We start from the raw sequence: 16,419 nt of genomic DNA, 5'->3' as shown, positions 1-16,419 counted from the left end.
ACCGAATCCGCATAACCGAATCCTCATAACCGAATCCGTATAACCGAAGGGCGCATAAACAAAAGGCCCCTATGAAGGGGCCCTGGAAAACGCACAGCTTGTCTGGATTGGCGCGCCCGACAGGAATCGAACCTGTATCAAGAGCTTCGGAAACTCTCATTCTATCCATTGAACTACGGGCGCAGCGCAAGGAGGCGGTATTGTACCCAGTTTTGCGCGATCTGCATGAACTGGATCAAATCTTCCGGCAAACTCATCGAAAACCCGTCCTGACACATTGGACGATCGTCCCTGACACCGTTATATAATCCAGCGTTTGCTTGCAGGCGGGCATGGGTTGCCGCCGACTTGTGCAGTACTGATTTTCTGTTGCCGCCGCCAAGGCGCCCCCGGTACCCGTTAGCAGGATTTGGTCATGAGCAACGAGCAGGAACACATAGAAGAGCACTCCTCCCCCATCAAGACCCCGAAGCAACTGATCGTCACGGTCGTCCTGGCTTTCGTGGTTCCCATCGCCATCATCATCCTTCTGGTGAACATGGTGGTCACGGGCACCAAGACCGGCGCCGGGTCAGACGCCCTGTCCGGCGAAGCGGTCGCCCGGCGGATCGCCCCCGTGGCAGGTTTCGAACTGGTTGATGCCAACGCGCCCAAGGTCTTCAAGACCGGCGAGCAGGTCTTTGCCGCTGTCTGTACGGCCTGTCACACCGCTGGCGTGGCGGGCGCTCCCAAGATGGGCGACAACGCCGCGTGGGCGCCGTTCATCAAGGCAGGCTACGACGAGATGCTGAAGGTCGCGCTGCACGGCAAGGGCGGCATGCCCGCCAAGGGCGGCAACCCGGCCCTGTCCGACTACGAAGTCGCGCGCGCCGTGGTGTACATGGCCAACAAGTCCGGCGCCTCGCTGGAAGAACCCGCCGCTCCCGCTGAAGAAGGCGTCAAGAAGGAAGGCGAGGCCGCAGCCGCGCCGGCTGCACAGGCTGCTGCTCCGGCTGCTGCCGCACCGGCTGCCGCAGCACCGGCTGCCGCAGCACCGGCTGCCGCAGCACCAGCCGCAGCCGCACCCGCTGCGGCCCCGGCCCCCGCCCAACAGGCTGCCGCCGTCAATCCGGCCGGCGAAAAGCTCTACAAGACGGCCTGTTTCGCGTGCCACGCCACGGGTGTCGCCAATGCGCCCAAGTTCGGCGACAAGGCCGCCTGGGAGCCCTACATCAAGACCGGCATGGACACCATGGTGAAGGTCGCCATAACGGGCAAGGGCGCAATGCCTCCCAAGGGCGGCGCCGCCAACGCCTCCGAAGAAGACATCCGCGCCGCCGTCCAATACATGGTCGACGCCGCCAAGTAATACCCCGCCGGCACGACAGGCAACAAAAAGCCCCTTGATGATTCAAGGGGCTTTTTTCATGGCCGCAACGTCTTCATGCGTTGAAGAGGTGTCAGACACCTCGCCGCGCAGCGCTCACTCCGCCGTCGACTTCAGCAGCGACATGCCCAGTTGCACGCGGCGTTGCAGCCACAGGCTCGGACGGTAACGGGTGTCGCCCGTGACGCGCTGCATGCTCTTCAAGATTTCCAGGATGCGGTCGGCGCCCAGCTTGTCGCCCAGCGCCAGCGGGCCCACGGGATAGCCCAGACCCAGCGTCACGGCCAGGTCGATGTCTTCCGGCGTGGCGATCTTTTGCTGCGCGATGTCGCAGGCGATGTTCACGATGTGCGCCACGATGCGCTGGGCGATGAAACCCGGCGAATCCTCGATCACCGTGACGGGCACGCCATCCGCGGCCAGCAGCGCATGCGCGGCGTCGCGCCACTTGGCTTCGGTGGCCGGCGACACCATGATCGTGCGGCGCTTGGCGCCGTCGAACGCATATAGCGTGTCCAGGCCGACGGTACGGCCCGCATTCAGGCCTTGCGCGGAGACAGTGGTGGACACGTCTTCACCGAAGGGCGTGACCAGAATCAGCGCATCGGCGTCGGGCGTGGAACCCGTGACCAGCGTGCCGCCCAGCTTTTCCACCAGCGCGGACGCGCGGGCGTAGCCTTCGCCATGCTTGGGGCTGACCCAGACCTTCAGGCCGTCGGGCAGCGCGGGCGCGGCGGCTTCGGCGGGCACCTGCTTCTGGCCGTCGGCGTAGACGTAGAAGCCTTCGCCGGCCTTGCGGCCGATCAGGCCACCGGCCAGGCGCACCGTCGTGATGGGCGACGGGCGGAAGCGCGGCTCGTCGAAGAACTGGCGGTAGATGGATTCCATCACCGGATGCGAGACGTCGAGCGCGGTCAGGTCCAGCAGCTCGAACGGGCCCATGCGAAAGCCCGCCTGCTCGCGCATGACGGCGTCGACCTGGGCGAAGGTGGCCACTGCCTCCTGCGCCACGCGCAGGCCTTCGGTATTCATGCCGCGGCCGGCGTGGTTGACGATGAAGCCGGGCATGTCCTTGGCGCGCACGGGCGTGTGCCCCATGCGGCGGGCCAGGTCGGCCAGGGCGTCGCCCACTTCCGGCGCGCTGCGCAGGCCGTCAATGACCTCGACCACCTTCATCAGCGCGACCGGGTTGAAGAAGTGATAGCCCGCCACGCGCTGCGGCCGCTTGCAGGCGGCGGCAATCGCCGTGATGGACAGCGACGAGGTGTTGGACGCCAGGATGCAGTCGTCGGACACCACGCCTTCCAGCGCCGCGAACAGATCGCGCTTGACGTCCAGGCGCTCGACGATGGCCTCGACCACGAGCTGGCAGTTCGCCATGTCGGTCAGCGCGGTGGCCGATTCGACGCGTTCCAGCGCGGCTTGCGCGTCGGCGGCGGTCAGCTTGCCCTTCTGGGCCAGCTTCTCCCAGGTCTGGCGCAAGGACTCGCGCGCGGCCGCGATGGCGTCGGCGCTGGTGTCGTACAGGCGCACACGCAAGCCGGCCTGCGCCGCGATCTGCGCGATGCCGCGCCCCATGGCCCCGGCGCCCACGACGCCGATGGTTTGAATGTCCGTCATCAACTATCTCCTGCCTGTATTGGAATGGATCGTGCGCCTGGCGCGGCGCGGCATGCGCAAAAGGCGGCCAGGCCGCCTTCTCGCGCGCGTCAGGTGCGGCTCTGCGCCAGCGCCTGGATTTCTTCGGCCGACAGTCCCAGCTTTTCAGACAGGACCTGCTCGGTGTGCTCGCCCAGCATGGGCGGGGCGCGGCGGTACTCGACCGGACTACCGGAGAACTTCAGCGGGCTGGCCGCCACGGGCACGGTGCCGGCGGCCGGATGGGGCAGCTCACGCTTCATGTTGCGGGCCAGCACGTGCGGGTCTTCATACACCTGGTCCAGCGTGTTGATGGGACCGGCCGGCACGCCCACGCCTTCCAGCGCGGCGAGCCAGTGGTCGCGCTCGCCAGTGGCCATGCGCTCGGCCAGCAGCGGCACCAGTTCCTCGCGGTTCTTCACGCGCTGCGGGTTGGTGGCAAAACGCGGGTCGGCCGACAGTTCGGGCAGGCCGATCGCGCCGCAATAGTTGCGGAACTGGCTGTCATTGCCCACCGCCACGATGAGGTGGCCGTCGCTGGCCGCGAACACCTGGTAGGGCACCAGGTTCTGGTGCGCGTTGCCGGCGCGGCGCGGCGCCACGCCGGAGGTCATGAAGTTCAGGTTCTGGTTGGCCAGCATGGCGACCTGGCAGTCCAGCAGCGCCATGTCGATGTGCTGGCCCAGGCCGCTGCGGGCCCGTTCGTGCAGCGCCGCCAGGATGCCCACGGTGGAATACATGCCGGTCATCAGGTCGGCCACGGCAACGCCTGCCTTCTGCGGACCGCCGCCGGGCAGGTCGTCGCGCTCGCCGGTGATGCTCATCAGGCCGCCCATGCCCTGGATCATGAAGTCATAGCCGGGACGGCTGGCGTAGGGGCCGGTCTGGCCGAAGCCCGTGATCGAGCAGTAGATCAGGCGCGGATTCAGTTCCTTCAGGCTCTCGTAGTCCAGGCCATATTTGGAAAGCCCGCCGACCTTGAAGTTTTCCACCAGGATGTCGCTCTGCAAGGCCAGTTCGCGCACGAGTTCGGCGCCGCGCGGCGAGGCGATGTCCAGCGCCACCGACATCTTGTTGCGGTTGGCCGACAGGTAATACGCGGCCTCGGTGGTGTCGTGGCCCGCTTCGTCCTTCAGGTACGGAGGGCCCCAGGCGCGCGTGTCGTCGCCCGAGCCGGGCCGTTCGATCTTGATGACCTCGGCGCCAAGGTCAGCGAGGTTCTGGGTGCACCAGGGACCCGCCAGCACGCGGGTCAGATCCAGCACACGTATGCCGGTTAGGGGAGCGGGACGTTGCGACATCGGTAATCTTTTCGCTAGAAGGGAAATGAGAACTTCCCGCCCGCGCCGGGGCGCAAGGCGGACTGGGATTCCGTCATGCCAGAAGGCGGCCCGCCGGGGGCCGCCTTCCGATCAACATTCGTCAGACTGGATATTAGCCTCTCGAACGCGTTGGCCGGACCGCTGGCGGCGGAAAGATCAGGAATGGGCCTTGATGGTCTCGCGCGCAATGACCAGCTGCTGGATCTGCGACGTGCCTTCAAAGATGCGGAACAGGCGCACGTCGCGGTAGAAGCGCTCCACCGCGTACTCGGACATGTAGCCCGCACCCCCGTGGATCTGCACCGCGCGGTCGGCCACGCGGCCCACCATTTCCGTGGAGAAGAGCTTGCAGCAGGCGGCCTGCATGGTGGTGTTCTCGCCGCGGTCACGCATGCGGGCGGCATCCAGCACCATGCAGCGGGCCGCGTAGAGTTCGGCCTGGCTGTCGGCGATCATCGCCTGGATGAGCTGGAATTCGGCGATGGGCTGGCCGAACTGCTTGCGCTCGGTGGCGTACTTCACGGCGTCGCGCAGCAGGCGGTCGGCAATGCCCACGCACAACGCGGAAATGTGCAGGCGGCCCTTGTCCAGCACGCGCATGGAGGTCCGGAAGCCATTGCCTTCCTCGCCGCCAAGCAAGGCGCTGGCCGGCACGCGGCAGTTGTCGAACACGACGTCGCTGGTCAGCGCGCCGGCCTGGCCCATCTTCTTGTCCGGCTTGCCGATGATGAGTCCCGGCGTGCCGGCCTCGACGAGGAAGCACGAGATGGAGTTGGCCCGGCGCTCGGGCGCCGTGCGCGCCATGACCGAAAACAGGCCGGCGATGGGCGCATTGGTGATGTAGCGCTTGGTGCCGTTCAGCACGTAGCAATCGCCGTCACGCTCGGCGGACACGCGCAGCGACATGGCGTCGGAGCCCGCATCGGGCTCGGTCAGCGCAAACGACCCGATCAGTTCGCCGCTGGCCAGCTTGGGCAGGTATCGGGCGCGCTGCTCGTCGGTGCCGGCCAGGACGATGGCCTGCGAGCCGATGCCGATGTTGGTGCCGGCCAGCGACCGGAACGCGGGCGAGGTCTGGCCCAGTTCGAACACGACGCGGACCTCTTCTTCCATCGTCAGGCCCAGTCCGCCGAAGTCCGGCGAGATGGACAGGCCGAACAGGCCCAGGTCGCGCATTTCATTGACGATGTCCGGCGGCACTTCGCCGCTGGCGGCCAGTTCGTCCTCGGCGGGAATCAGCCGTTCGTGCACGAAGCGGCGGACGGCGTCGATCAAAAGGTTCAGGGTTTCGGTGTCCAGGGCCATGAGGAAAGTCTCTTAGAGCGAATGCAGGTCAGGGGTTTGGTATGGCGGCGCGTTCAGGGACGCATGCCGCCCACCAGCAGATCGAAATAGCCGTCGGCGATGGTTTCGGCGCTGTCACCCTGCCCGGGCTTGTACCAGCGCACCATCCAGTTCAGCATCGACAGCACGGCGCGGCCCGTGGCCGCCACGTCCAGCGCGCGGAACGCGCCGTCGGCCACGCCTTGCGCGATCACGTCGCGCAACAGCTTTTCGTAGCTGTCTCGCAGGCGGGCGGCATCTTCGCGTTCGGACAGCGCCATGCCCGAATAGCCGATCAGCATGGTCACGAATTGGGCGTGGTGCTGCTCGAAATAACGGGCATGTCCCACCATGAACGCGCGCAGGCGGGCCACGCCGCCCATGGCGCCAGCCACGTCGCGGCCGACGGTCTGCGTCAGGCCTTCCAGCACCTCAAGGATGATGGCGTCGTAGATGTCCTGCTTGGTGGGGTAATAGTGATAGATGGCCGCCTTGGACACGCCGATGGCGGCGGCCAGGTCGGAGATGGAGCTGCCGTCATAGCCGCTGCGGGCAAACAGCTTGGCGGCTTCTTCCAGGATGCGTTCGCGCGGGGCGGCCAGCGTGGGCGGCCTGCCGGCGCGGGCGCGTTTCTGTACGGGTGGGGCGGTAAGCGCCATGTCGGCCTTTGACAGGGGCCGCGCGGGGCCGAAAAGGTTCTGGCGAACCTCCATTGACAGCCCTTCCGCGCATGCCGTTAAATAAAGATTAATTAATTACCGGACGGTCGGTAGGTAATTAATATACTCCAAAACCAACAACGAGACGACGCCCATGCCCCACCCCCTCGTGACTGATTTGTATGGCCAGATGTCCCTGCCGGTCATCAGCGCCCCGATGTTCATCGTCTCCAACCCCAAGCTGGTCATCGCCCAGTGCACGAGCGGCATCGTGGGGTCGTTTCCCGCGCTGAACGCGCGGCCGCAGACGCTCTTGACCGACTGGCTCGACGAAGTCCAGGCGGGGCTCGCGTCCCACCGCGAAGCCCACCCCGGCGACCGCGTCGCGCCGTTTGCCGTCAACCAGATCATCCACCAGTCCAATGACCGCCTGGAAGCGGATCTGGCTGTATGCGCCAGCCACCGCGTGCCCCTCATCATCACCAGCCTGCGCGCCCCGGGCGACCTGGTGAAGGGCGTTCACGATTGGGGCGGCAAGGTTTTCCATGACGTCACCACCATCCGCCACGCCGAAAAGGCGCTGGAAGCGGGGGTGGATGGGCTGATCCTGGTGTGCGCGGGCGCGGGCGGCCACGCCGGCACGCTGAGCCCCTTCGCGCTGATCTCCGAGGTTCGCCGCTTTTACGACGGCCCGCTGATCCTGTCGGGCGCCATCACCTCGGGCGCGCATGTGCTCGCCGCGCAGGCCATGGGCGCGGACTTTGCCTACATGGGCACGCGCTTCATCGCCAGCGAGGAAGCCAACGCCAGCGAGGGCTACAAGGCCGCCATCGTCGAGGCCAGCGCGTCGGACATCCTGTACACGCCGTTCTTCACGGGCATCCCGGGCAACTACCTGAAGGCCAGCATTGCGGCCGCCGGCCTGGACCCTGCCAACCTGCCCGCGCCCGATAGCGGCGCGTCCAATTTCGGCTCGACGCGCGTCAAGCCCTGGAAGGACATCTGGGGCGCCGGCCAGGGCGTGGGCGGCATCGCCAGCGTCGAACCCACGCGCAAGATCGTCGACACGCTGCGGCGCGAATACGCCGAGGCGAAAGCCCGCCTGGCCGTGGCCCCGCACGCATGAGCGCCGGCCTGAAGGTCCAGCGCGACGGTGCCGTCCTGACGCTGACGATCGACCGGCAGGACCGCCGCAACGCGCTCGACACCGCCACCTACGCGGCGCTGACCGAGCAACTCTCGCTGGCAAGCGCCGACGTGACGCTGTCTGCGGTCATCCTGACCGGCGCGGGCGATCACTTCACGGCGGGTAACGACTTGCGCGACTTCCAGGCCGAGCGTGGCGCGGGCGACAGCGCGGGTCTGACCTTCCTGCGCGCGCTGACCACGGCCGACGTGCCGGTCATCGCCGCCGTCGAGGGCTACGCCATCGGCATCGGCGTGACGCTGCTGCAGCATTGCGACTTTGTCCACATCGGCGAAGGCGCCACCCTGCGCATGCCGTTCGTCGCCCTGGGTTTGTGCCCGGAAGGCGCGTCCAGCCTGTTGATGCCGCGCCTGGCCGGCCGCCGGGCAGCGCAATGGCTGATGCAGGGCAAGGCCTTCACGGCGGACGACGCGGTGCAGGCCGGGCTGGCCACGTCGGCCACGCCCAAGGGCCAGGCGCTGGCCGAGGCCCAGGCCACCGCCGCGGATCTGGCGCGCCAGCCGCCCGCCGCGCTACGGCTCACCAAGGCGATGATGAAGCGGGCGGACCGGCAGGCCATCCAGGAGACGCTGGACTACGAAGCCCAGCAGTTTCGCGCGCGCCTGCAGACCGAAGAAGCGCAGGCGGCGTTCGCGAAGTTCTTCAAGAAGTAGGTCAGAACGGCGAATCGGGCCGGAAATTCGGCGCCCGGCGCTCGCGCAGGGAATTGATGCCCTCGCGCACGTCCGGGCCGCCAAAGCCCATGAATTCCAGTGCCAGCGAGGTGTCGAAGGTCGGCCCCGCCATCCGCAGCCAGTTGTTCAGCGAATATTTGGTCCAGCGGATCGCCGTCTGCGACCCGGCCGCCAGCTTGTTGGCCACCTCGAACGCCTTGCCGATGAGCTCGGCCTCGTCCACGCAGAGCGACACCAGACCGATGCGCTCGGCTTCCTCGCCCGACACCGTCTCGCACAGCATCAGGTAGTACTTGGCCTTGGCCATGCCGCACAGCAGCGGCCAGACAATGGCGGCGTGGTCGCCCGCCGTCACCCCCAGGCGGGTATGGCCGTCGATGATGCGGGCGTCTCGCGCCGCGATGGAAATGTCGGCCAACAGCCCGGCCACCAGACCCGCCCCCACCGCCGCGCCGTGCATGGCGGACACGATCGGCTTGCTGCAATTGATGATGTTGTAGACCAGGTCGCGCGCCTCGCGCCAGACGCGGGTGCGCACGTGGAAGTCGTCGGCCATCTGCTGCACCAGCTCCAGGTCGCCGCCGCCCGAGAACCCCTTGCCCTCGCCGCGGATCACCACCACCCGCGTGTCCGGATCGGTGTCGATGTCGCGCCAGATGTCGGCCAGTTCGCGGTGCATGCGGTCGTCGGCCGTGGACAACTTGCCCGGCACGCCGCCCTTGGTCCCCATGATCAATTCCAGCACGCCGCCGGGGTGGCGGCGCAGCTTCAGGGATTCGTAGGCCGAATAGTGTTCCAGCGTAATGTCGGTCATTGTCTGCTCCGGGTCGTCTCTTGGTGGTTCGCGCCCCGCCCGAGGCGGCCGCGTTTTTGCGCACTATAGTGGATACGGCCGACCCGCCATGACGATTTCCCCCCGGAGCCTCACCCCATGAACACCCCCGCCATCCCCATCGACCGCGCCGCGCTGCCTGCCCTGTTCGCCCCCCGCGCGCAGGATACGCACAAGGGCAGCTTCGGCACCGTGGGGGTGGTGGGCGGCGGCGCCGGTATGACGGGCGCGGCGCTGCTCGCCGGCCGCGCCGCCTTGAAGACCGGCGCCGGCAAGGTGCTGGTGGGCTTTGTCCAGGACACGCTGCCCTTGCCCTGCGACCCCCTGCAACCCGAACTGATGCTGCGCGACTTCCGCTCGCTGCTGGAAGAAGACTGGGGTGTGACCGCCTGGGTCGCCGGCTGCGGAATCGGCACAAGCCAGCTGGCCGCAAATGCGTTGTCGGAGTTGTTCGTCCTGCGGCGCGAGGCCCCGCTGGTGCTGGACGCCGACGGCCTGAACCTGCTGGCCCGGGGCGACATCCATCCCAACTGGGGCGCCGGCCCGGTCGTGCTGACCCCCCACCCCGCCGAAGCCGCCCGCCTGCTGGGCGGCAGCACACCCGATGTCCAGCGCGACCGCCCCGCCGCCGCCCGGCAGTTGGCGCAGCGCTTCCGGGCCTGGATCGTCCTCAAGGGCGCCGGCACCGTCGTGTGCGCCCCCGACGGCGCCCTCCACGTCAACACCAGCGGCAACCCTGGACTGGCCACCGCCGGAACCGGGGACGTATTGGCCGGCATGCTGGGTTCCCTCATTGCCCAGAAACTGCCGCTGGACCAGGCCGTGCACGGGGCGGTCTGGCTGCACGGCGCCGCCGCCGACGCGCTGGTCGCCCAGGGTGTCGGCCCGATCGGCCTGACGTCCGGAGAACTCGCGGACGCGGCCCGCGCCCTGCGCAACGGGCGCTAAGTCCATGCCCCGCAAACATTTTTACAACATACTAGGGTTTTCCCTAAAAATGGCATTGCTATTTGCCTAGGGTTATCCCTATAATGGTTTACCCCATGACGAAACGGACTGGAGCCAAACCATGAGCGAACTGACCCTGAACAACACTGCCCGCCTGACCGACGCGCTGGAGCGTGACCTGCTCCGCGGCGCTCTCGAAAACCAACCGAATTCTCACCCGCTGACCAGCCTGAAGAAGGCTGGCCAATCCATAGCAGCCGCTGTTGCCGCCGTCTTTGCCTTCATCGACGAAGTGAACGAATCGATGAACAAGGCTCGCGCCGCCAGCTCGCGCTTCTCCGGATCGCAGTGGTAATAACAGCCGCGCCAGGCTGATTCGCGACAGATCTCCCGCGAATCAGCTTGGCGCGCTGACGTTGCAGCGCCCCGCCGGGTAAGCCCCGGCGCCCGCCGCAACGCTTCGGCGCCCGTTCCCTCACCGGCGCCATCGCGCCGCGGGAGGCCCCAAGATGGGCCCCGCGACGCCCTCCCCCTCTCCCTCTCGGCGTTTTCCCTAGCGCCTCGATCGCCGCTGCGCATTGACAGCGCGCGAACCCCCTACCGATAATCGGCCCCTTGCCGTCGTGCCCTGGCGACAATTTCTCCGCACGCCCCCGGCCGACGCAGTCGTCCCCTGGCACGCGAGGCCGCCCGCACGATCCGGTTCGTTCCCCATCCGGAGTTGTCACCATGAAGTTGCGCACTACCCTGGCCCTGGTGGCCGCCGCCATCCCCCTGGCAGCCGCCCAAGCCCAGACGCTGAAGATCGGCCTGTCGGCCGAACCCACCTCGGCGGACCCCCACTATCACAAGATGACGCAGAACGACGCGTTCTCCGCGCACGTCTACAACTCACTGGTGGGCCGCAGCGCCGACATGAAGCTGATTCCCCAGCTTGCGACTTCCTGGAAGAACCTGGACGACCTGACCTGGGAATTCAAGCTGCGCGACGACGTCAAGTTCTCCAACGGCAAGCCGTTCACCTCTGAAGACGTGCTGTTCACGATCTGCCGGACGCTGAACAACGAAACCAACGTGTCGCAGTCCTACATGGACATGACCAAGCGCATCACCGACGTCCAGACGCCGGACGCGCACACCGTCATCATCAAGACAGGTGAACCGTTCCCCCTGATGCCGGCCGAACTGGCCCGCTCGCTGCCGATCATCTGGAACGGCATCGTCGAGCACGGCAAGCTCACGTACGACCCCAAGAAGGGTTGCGGCGTGACGGGCGCCTGGCCCACGGTGGTCGACTTCAACAACGGCAAGGACGCCATCGGCACCGGCCCTTACATGCTGAAGTCCTACGTCAAGGGCACCGGCATCGAGCTGGTGCGCAACGAAAACTACTGGGGCGAGAAGCCGCACTGGAAGGAAGTGAAGTTCGTGCCGGTGCCCTCGGCCGGCCCGCGCCTGACCGGCCTGCTGTCCGGCGACTTCGACATGATCGAAAACCCCGCCGCGCGTGACCTGCCGCGCTTGAAGGACAATCCGAAGTTCGGCTTCGTGGCCACGCCGTCCACCCGCCTGGTGTTCTTCCAGCCGGACGTGGGCCGCAACCCGAGCCCGTTCGTCAAGAGCGCCGACGGCAAGAACCCGCTGCAGGACCTGCGCGTGCGCAAAGCCATCAACATGGCCATCGACCGCAAGACCATCACCGCCCGCATCATGGACGGCATGGCCACCCCGGCCTTCCAGTACATGCCCGACGGCATGTTCGGCGCGCTGCCCAAGGCCCCGGAAATCAAGTACGACCCGGAAGGCGCCAAGAAGCTGCTGGCCGAAGCCGGCTATCCGAACGGCTTTGAACTGACGCTGTCGTCCACCAACGACCGTTACGTCAACGACGGCCAGATTGCCCAGGCCGTGGCCCAGTACCTGTCGCGCGTCGGCATCAAGACCAACGTGGACGCGATGACCGCCTCCATCTACTTCCCCAAGCGCGCCAAGCGCGAGTTCAGCTTCTCGATGGGCGGCTGGCCGGCGGAAACGGGTGAGGCCTCGGCGCTGTTCCAGCTGTGGGTCGCCACGCTGGATTCGCCCGTCAGCCTGGGCACCAGCAACTACGGCGGCTTCTCGAATGCGGACTTCGACAAGGTCTACAAGCAGGCCATCGTGACGGTCGATCCCGCCAAGCGCGAAAAGCTGCTGCAGGAATCCACCCAGATCGCCCTGGACAACGTGCCGCTGATCCCGCTGCACTTCGAGAGCAGCATCTGGGCGTACCGCAAGGGCATCTCGTACGAAGGCCGCCGCGACCAGTACACCCTGGCCACGTCGGTCAAGCCCGACGCGAAGTGAGCAGGCAGGGCTGAGTAAAGAAGAAACGGCTGCCTCGTGCAGCCGTTTTGCCTTGGGGCGGCGCAGTTGCCGCACCAAGGCCCGCAGCCCGCCGCCTCATCCCCTATACAATCGTCTCGCTTCATCGGAACTGCCATGCCCACGTCTTTGCCCCCGTCTTCGTCCGCGCCCCCGTCTCCCCTGCGTCCTTTCCTGCTGGCCTGTCCGGACCTGTCGGCCGAGCGCTTGGGCAATACCGACACGCCCGGCGTCTGGCATTTCGATTCCGGCGCGCCCGGCAAACGCGTGCTGCTGAGCGCGCTGATCCACGGCAACGAGCTCTGTGGCGCCTGGGCGCTGAAGGACCTGCTTGCCGCCGGCCTGCGTCCGCGCCGCGGCACGCTGACGCTGGCGTTCTGCAACCTGGCCGCGTTCGACCGGTTCGACGCGCGCAACTACGCCCCCGCGCGTTTCGTGGACGAAGACATGAACCGCGTCTGGAGCGACGACAAGCTTTCCGTACCGACCTCGCAGGAGCGCCGCCGCGCCGCGGCCCTGCGCCCGTGGGTGGAACAGGCCGACTGGCTGCTGGACTTTCACTCGATGAGCAATTCCGACGTGCCGCTGCAGTTGACCGGCCTGGAACAGCGCAACATCGATCTGGCCCTCGCCCTGGGCAATCCCGCCACCATCATTGCCGACGCGGGCCACGCCGCCGGCGTGCGCATGCGCGATTTCGGCCGCTTCGGCGAAGCCGGCGACAACGGCACGCGGTCTCTCCTGATCGAATGCGGCTTTCACGGCGCCCCCGAGGCGCGCGGCGTGGCCGCCGACCAGATGGCGCGCTTTCTGGTGCAGGCCGGCACGGTGGACCGCGGCGACATCCCCGCCGCCTGGTTCGCCCCCGGCGCGCCGCTGCAGCGCGCGCTGCGCGTCACGCACGCCGTCGCCGCCAAGAGCGCCGACTTCCGTTTCGCCGAGCCCTGGAAGGGGCTGGAAACGCTGCCGCGCGCCGGCACCGTCATCGGCTGGTCGGAAGGCGAGCCCGTCACCACGCCCTACGACAACTGCGTGCTCATCATGCCGTCCACCGCCAACCTGCGGCCCGGCGTGACCGTCGTGCGCCTGGCGCAGCCGATCACCTAGCGTGCAGGCTGGCCTGACTTGAATATCCGGGCCCTGTCCGCCAGGCCCGCCCGATAACCCCGGCTTTTCCCCAACCCCGAGCCCACCAAGGAAATCAACACGTGGCCTTGTTCATCCTACGCAGACTGATACAGAGTCTGTTCGTGCTGCTGGCCGTTTCGGTCGTGGTCTTCTTCGCGGTGTATGCCGTGGGCGACCCGATCGAGCTGCTGGTCAGCCCCGAAGCCAGCCAGGCCGCGCGCGAGGCGATGATCGCCCGCCTGGGCCTGGACCTGCCCGTGTGGCAGCAGTACACCGGGTTCCTGTGGCGCGCGCTGCATGGCGACCTGGGCACCTCCTTCGTGCACGGCATTCCCGCGATCGAACTGATCGTGCAGCGCATTCCGGCCACGTTCGAACTGGTGTTCGTCGCGATCATGCTGACCTGTGTGATCGGCATTCCGCTGGGCCTGGTCGCGGGCCTGTACCGCGACGAGTACGTGGGCCGCGGCATCATGGCCTCGTCGGTGCTGGGCTTTTCGCTGCCGAACTTCTGGCAGGGCATGATGCTGATCCTGCTGTTCGCCGTCTGGCTGGGTTGGCTGCCCGCCACGGGCCGCGGCGACACGGTCGACGTGCTGGGCGTGCGCCTGTCCATCCTGACCGCCGACGGCTGGTCGCACCTGATCATGCCGGCGATCAACCTGGCGCTGGCCAACATCGCGCTGGTGCTGCGCATGACCGCGTCGGGCGTCGTCGAGGCCCGCAGCCAGGACTACGTGAAGTTCGCGCGCGCCAAGGGCGTCAAGCCGGGCCGCATCGTGCGCCGCCACATCCTGCGCAACATCCTGATCCCCGTGGTCACGGTGATCGGCATGGAATTCGGCACGCTCATCGCCTACTCCACCATCACCGAAACCGTGTTTGCGTGGCCCGGCATGGGCAAGCTGCTGATCGACAGCGTCTACCAGCTCGACCGTCCCGTGGTCGTTGCCTACGTGATGCTGGTCACGCTGATCTTCGTCGTCATCAACCTGGTTGTGGACATCCTGTACGCGGCGCTCGACCCGCGCGTGCAGCTCGTGGCCCCCGCTCAATAAACCGCCATGGCTAATACTCCGAATCCTGGCCGCACCCGCACCGTCCAGCCCCTGGCCGAGACGCCGCGGCGCGCCGCCATCCTGAAAAAACTGCATGCGCGCCCGACGGTGCGCGGCTCCGTCATCGCGCTGGCCGTCCTGGTGATCCTGGTGGTCTTCGCGCCGTTCTTCGCGCCGCAGAACCCTTACGACCTTGCCAACCTGTCGCTCATGGACGGCCGGCTTGCGCCGCGCCAGGCGCTGATGGACGGCAGCATCGCCTGGCTGGGCACCGACGACCAGGGCCGCGACATGCTCAGCGCCATTTTGTATGGCTTGCGCATCAGCCTGATGGTGGGCCTGACCGCCGTCGTGCTCGCCACCGCCATCGGCGGCGCGATCGGCCTGGTTGCCGCCTACGTGGGCGGCTGGGTCGACACCGTGCTCATGCGCATCGTCGACTTCATCCTGGGCTTTCCGACCATTCTGGTGGCGCTGGTGCTGTTGGTGGTGCTGGGCCGCGGGGTCGACAAGGTGATTCTTGCGCTGGTCCTTGTGCAATGGGGGCACTACGCGCGCATCATGCGCAGCCGCGCCCTGCAGGAACGCCGCAAGGAATATGTCGAGGCGGCCGCCAACCTGGGCTTTCCGGCCTGGCGCATCATGCTGTATCACCTGCTGCCCAACTGCCTGGGGCCGGTGATGGTGTTCGCCACCATCCAGATCGCCACCGCGATCGCGCTGGAAGCGACGCTGTCGTTCCTGGGCGTGGGCGTGCCGATCACCGAACCGTCGCTGGGCCTGTTGATCTCCAACGGCTTCCAGTACCTGCTGTCGGGCGACTACTGGATCAGCCTGTTCCCGGGCATTGCGCTCCTGGTGCTGATCCTTTCCATCAACATCGTGGGCGACCGCCTGCGTGAAGCCCTGGACCCCCGCCGAGCATGAGCGACATTCTTCTTGATGTGCGCGGCCTGCGCACTGCATTCCATACCGAGGCCGGCGCGTGGCTGGCGGTCGACGGTGTCGACCTGACCGTGCGCCGTGGCGAGATCGTGGGTCTGGTGGGTGAATCCGGTTCCGGCAAGTCCGTGACGGGCTTTTCGCTACTGGGGCTTATCGACCCGCCGGGCGAAGTCGTCGACGGCGAGGTGAAGTTCAAGGGCACGGACCTGCGCAAGCTGTCCGAAGAGCAGATGCGCCAGTTGCGCGGCAACCGCATCGCCATGATCTTCCAGGACCCGCTGATGACGCTGAACCCGGTGCTGCGCATCGGCGAGCAGATGATGGAAGCGATCCTGACCCACGAGGACGTGCCGCGCGCCCAGGCCGAGGAGCGCTGCCGCGAAGCGCTGGCGATGGTCGGCATCCCGTCGCCGGAAAAGCGCCTGAAGAGCTACCCGCACGAGTTCTCGGGCGGCATGCGCCAGCGCGTGGCGATCGCCATCGCGATGCTGAACAAGCCCGACCTCATCATCTGCGACGAGCCCACCACGGCGCTGGACGTGACCATCCAGGGCCAGATCCTCTACCGCATGCAGCAGATCTGCCGCGAGCACAACACGGCGCTGATCTGGATCACCCACGATCTGGGCGTGGTGGCCGAGCTGGCCGACCGCGTGGCCGTGATGTATGCCGGCCGCATCGTCGAAAGCGGCCCGGTCGAGCAGGTGCTGGATGCGCCGCGCCACCCCTACACCCGCGGCCTGTTGGACTCGATGCCCGGCGCCACGCAACCGGGCGCGCGCCTGCACCAGATCAATGGCATGGCGCCCAGCCTTGCCGCCCGTCCGGCGGGCTGTGCGTTCCGGCCGCGCTGCACCCACGCGGTCACGCGCTGCACCGAGCAAGCCCCCTCCGTCACCACCGAAGGTTCGCGCAGCTATCGCTGTTACGTGCCGATCGCCCGCGAGGCACAGTAAGC

General features: G+C 67.1%; 15 protein-coding genes and 1 tRNA gene. 10 read left to right on the top strand and 6 right to left on the bottom strand.

Going from position 1 to position 16,419, the window contains the following annotated elements; genetic code table 11:
• Window positions 1-108: 108 nt before the first annotated feature.
• Window positions 109-183 (bottom strand) — tRNA-Arg (locus H4P35_RS01995).
• Between the two features lie 232 nt (window positions 184-415).
• On the opposite strand from H4P35_RS01995, the gene H4P35_RS01990 reads away from it, so the two are divergent.
• Window positions 416-1,348, top strand: coding sequence for a cytochrome c5 family protein (locus H4P35_RS01990; protein ID WP_226847843.1), 933 nt, complete (start codon window positions 416-418; stop codon window positions 1,346-1,348).
• Between the two features lie 114 nt (window positions 1,349-1,462).
• Here the strand turns inward: H4P35_RS01990 and H4P35_RS01985 are convergent, their stop codons facing one another.
• The 4 genes from H4P35_RS01985 to H4P35_RS01970 form a co-directional block, all read right to left on the bottom strand.
• Window positions 1,463-2,986 (bottom strand): 3-hydroxyacyl-CoA dehydrogenase, encoded by a 1,524-nt coding sequence (locus H4P35_RS01985; protein ID WP_226847841.1) that lies wholly within the window; start codon window positions 2,984-2,986, stop codon window positions 1,463-1,465.
• Window positions 2,987-3,075: 89 nt separating this feature from the next.
• Window positions 3,076-4,305, bottom strand: a complete 1,230-nt coding sequence (locus tag H4P35_RS01980; protein WP_063956631.1) for a CaiB/BaiF CoA-transferase family protein — start codon at window positions 4,303-4,305, stop codon at window positions 3,076-3,078.
• 177 nt (window positions 4,306-4,482) lie between these two features.
• Window positions 4,483-5,631 (bottom strand): acyl-CoA dehydrogenase family protein, encoded by a 1,149-nt coding sequence (locus tag H4P35_RS01975; protein ID WP_063956629.1) that lies wholly within the window; start codon window positions 5,629-5,631, stop codon window positions 4,483-4,485.
• 53 nt (window positions 5,632-5,684) lie between these two features.
• Entirely contained in the window at window positions 5,685-6,308 is a 624-nt protein-coding gene (locus tag H4P35_RS01970) for a TetR/AcrR family transcriptional regulator (protein ID WP_226849423.1), read from the bottom strand.
• Window positions 6,309-6,462: 154 nt separating this feature from the next.
• Between H4P35_RS01970 and H4P35_RS01965 the strand changes: the two genes are divergently transcribed.
• Both H4P35_RS01965 and H4P35_RS01960 read left to right on the top strand, forming a co-directional pair.
• A complete protein-coding gene (locus H4P35_RS01965) occupies window positions 6,463-7,434 on the top strand; it encodes a nitronate monooxygenase family protein (protein WP_226847839.1) in 972 nt (323 codons plus the stop codon).
• Window positions 7,431-8,168, top strand: a complete 738-nt coding sequence (locus H4P35_RS01960; protein ID WP_180100438.1) for an enoyl-CoA hydratase-related protein — start codon at window positions 7,431-7,433, stop codon at window positions 8,166-8,168. The genes H4P35_RS01965 and H4P35_RS01960 overlap by 4 nt, the downstream gene beginning before the upstream one ends.
• Before the next feature lies 1 nt (window position 8,169).
• On the opposite strand, the gene H4P35_RS01955 is transcribed toward H4P35_RS01960, so the two are convergent.
• The gene (locus H4P35_RS01955) at window positions 8,170-9,003 is read right to left on the bottom strand and encodes an enoyl-CoA hydratase/isomerase family protein (protein ID WP_056327593.1); all 834 of its coding nucleotides are present in this window, start codon (window positions 9,001-9,003) and stop codon (window positions 8,170-8,172) included.
• A 117-nt stretch (window positions 9,004-9,120) separates the two neighbouring features.
• Here H4P35_RS01955 and H4P35_RS01950 point away from each other — a divergent pair, with 117 nt between their 5' ends.
• From H4P35_RS01950 to H4P35_RS01920, 7 genes are all read left to right on the top strand, one after another.
• Window positions 9,121-9,969, top strand: a complete 849-nt coding sequence (locus H4P35_RS01950) for an NAD(P)H-hydrate dehydratase (RefSeq protein WP_226847837.1) — start codon at window positions 9,121-9,123, stop codon at window positions 9,967-9,969.
• Window positions 9,970-10,090: 121 nt separating this feature from the next.
• The gene (locus H4P35_RS01945; RefSeq protein ID WP_226847835.1) at window positions 10,091-10,324 is read left to right on the top strand and encodes a hypothetical protein; all 234 of its coding nucleotides are present in this window, start codon (window positions 10,091-10,093) and stop codon (window positions 10,322-10,324) included.
• 374 nt (window positions 10,325-10,698) lie between these two features.
• Window positions 10,699-12,312, top strand: coding sequence for an ABC transporter substrate-binding protein (locus H4P35_RS01940; RefSeq protein ID WP_056327595.1), 1,614 nt, complete (start codon window positions 10,699-10,701; stop codon window positions 12,310-12,312).
• 135 nt (window positions 12,313-12,447) lie between these two features.
• Window positions 12,448-13,437 carry a succinylglutamate desuccinylase/aspartoacylase family protein gene (locus H4P35_RS01935; protein ID WP_226847829.1) on the top strand — a complete coding sequence of 330 codons (990 nt, stop codon included), beginning with the start codon at window positions 12,448-12,450 and terminating at the stop codon, window positions 13,435-13,437.
• Between the two features lie 101 nt (window positions 13,438-13,538).
• On the top strand, window positions 13,539-14,516 hold the full coding sequence (locus H4P35_RS01930) for an ABC transporter permease (protein WP_062839574.1): 978 nt from the start codon (window positions 13,539-13,541) through the stop codon (window positions 14,514-14,516).
• Between the two features lie 6 nt (window positions 14,517-14,522).
• Complete coding sequence (locus tag H4P35_RS01925; RefSeq protein ID WP_056327598.1) at window positions 14,523-15,443, top strand: ABC transporter permease; 921 nt, start codon at window positions 14,523-14,525, stop codon at window positions 15,441-15,443.
• Window positions 15,440-16,417: an ABC transporter ATP-binding protein gene (locus H4P35_RS01920; protein ID WP_056327599.1), complete on the top strand. Its 978-nt coding sequence runs from the start codon at window positions 15,440-15,442 to the stop codon at window positions 16,415-16,417. Before H4P35_RS01925 ends, H4P35_RS01920 begins: the two co-directional genes overlap by 4 nt.
• Window positions 16,418-16,419: the final 2 nt, after the last annotated feature.

Origin of the sequence: Achromobacter sp. 77, assembly GCF_020541125.1 — a bacterium.
Lineage (GTDB): Bacteria > Pseudomonadota > Gammaproteobacteria > Burkholderiales > Burkholderiaceae_B > Achromobacter > Achromobacter mucicolens.
Note: the sequence above shows the minus strand (reverse complement) of the source record. Positions and strands in the feature narration are given on the sequence as shown.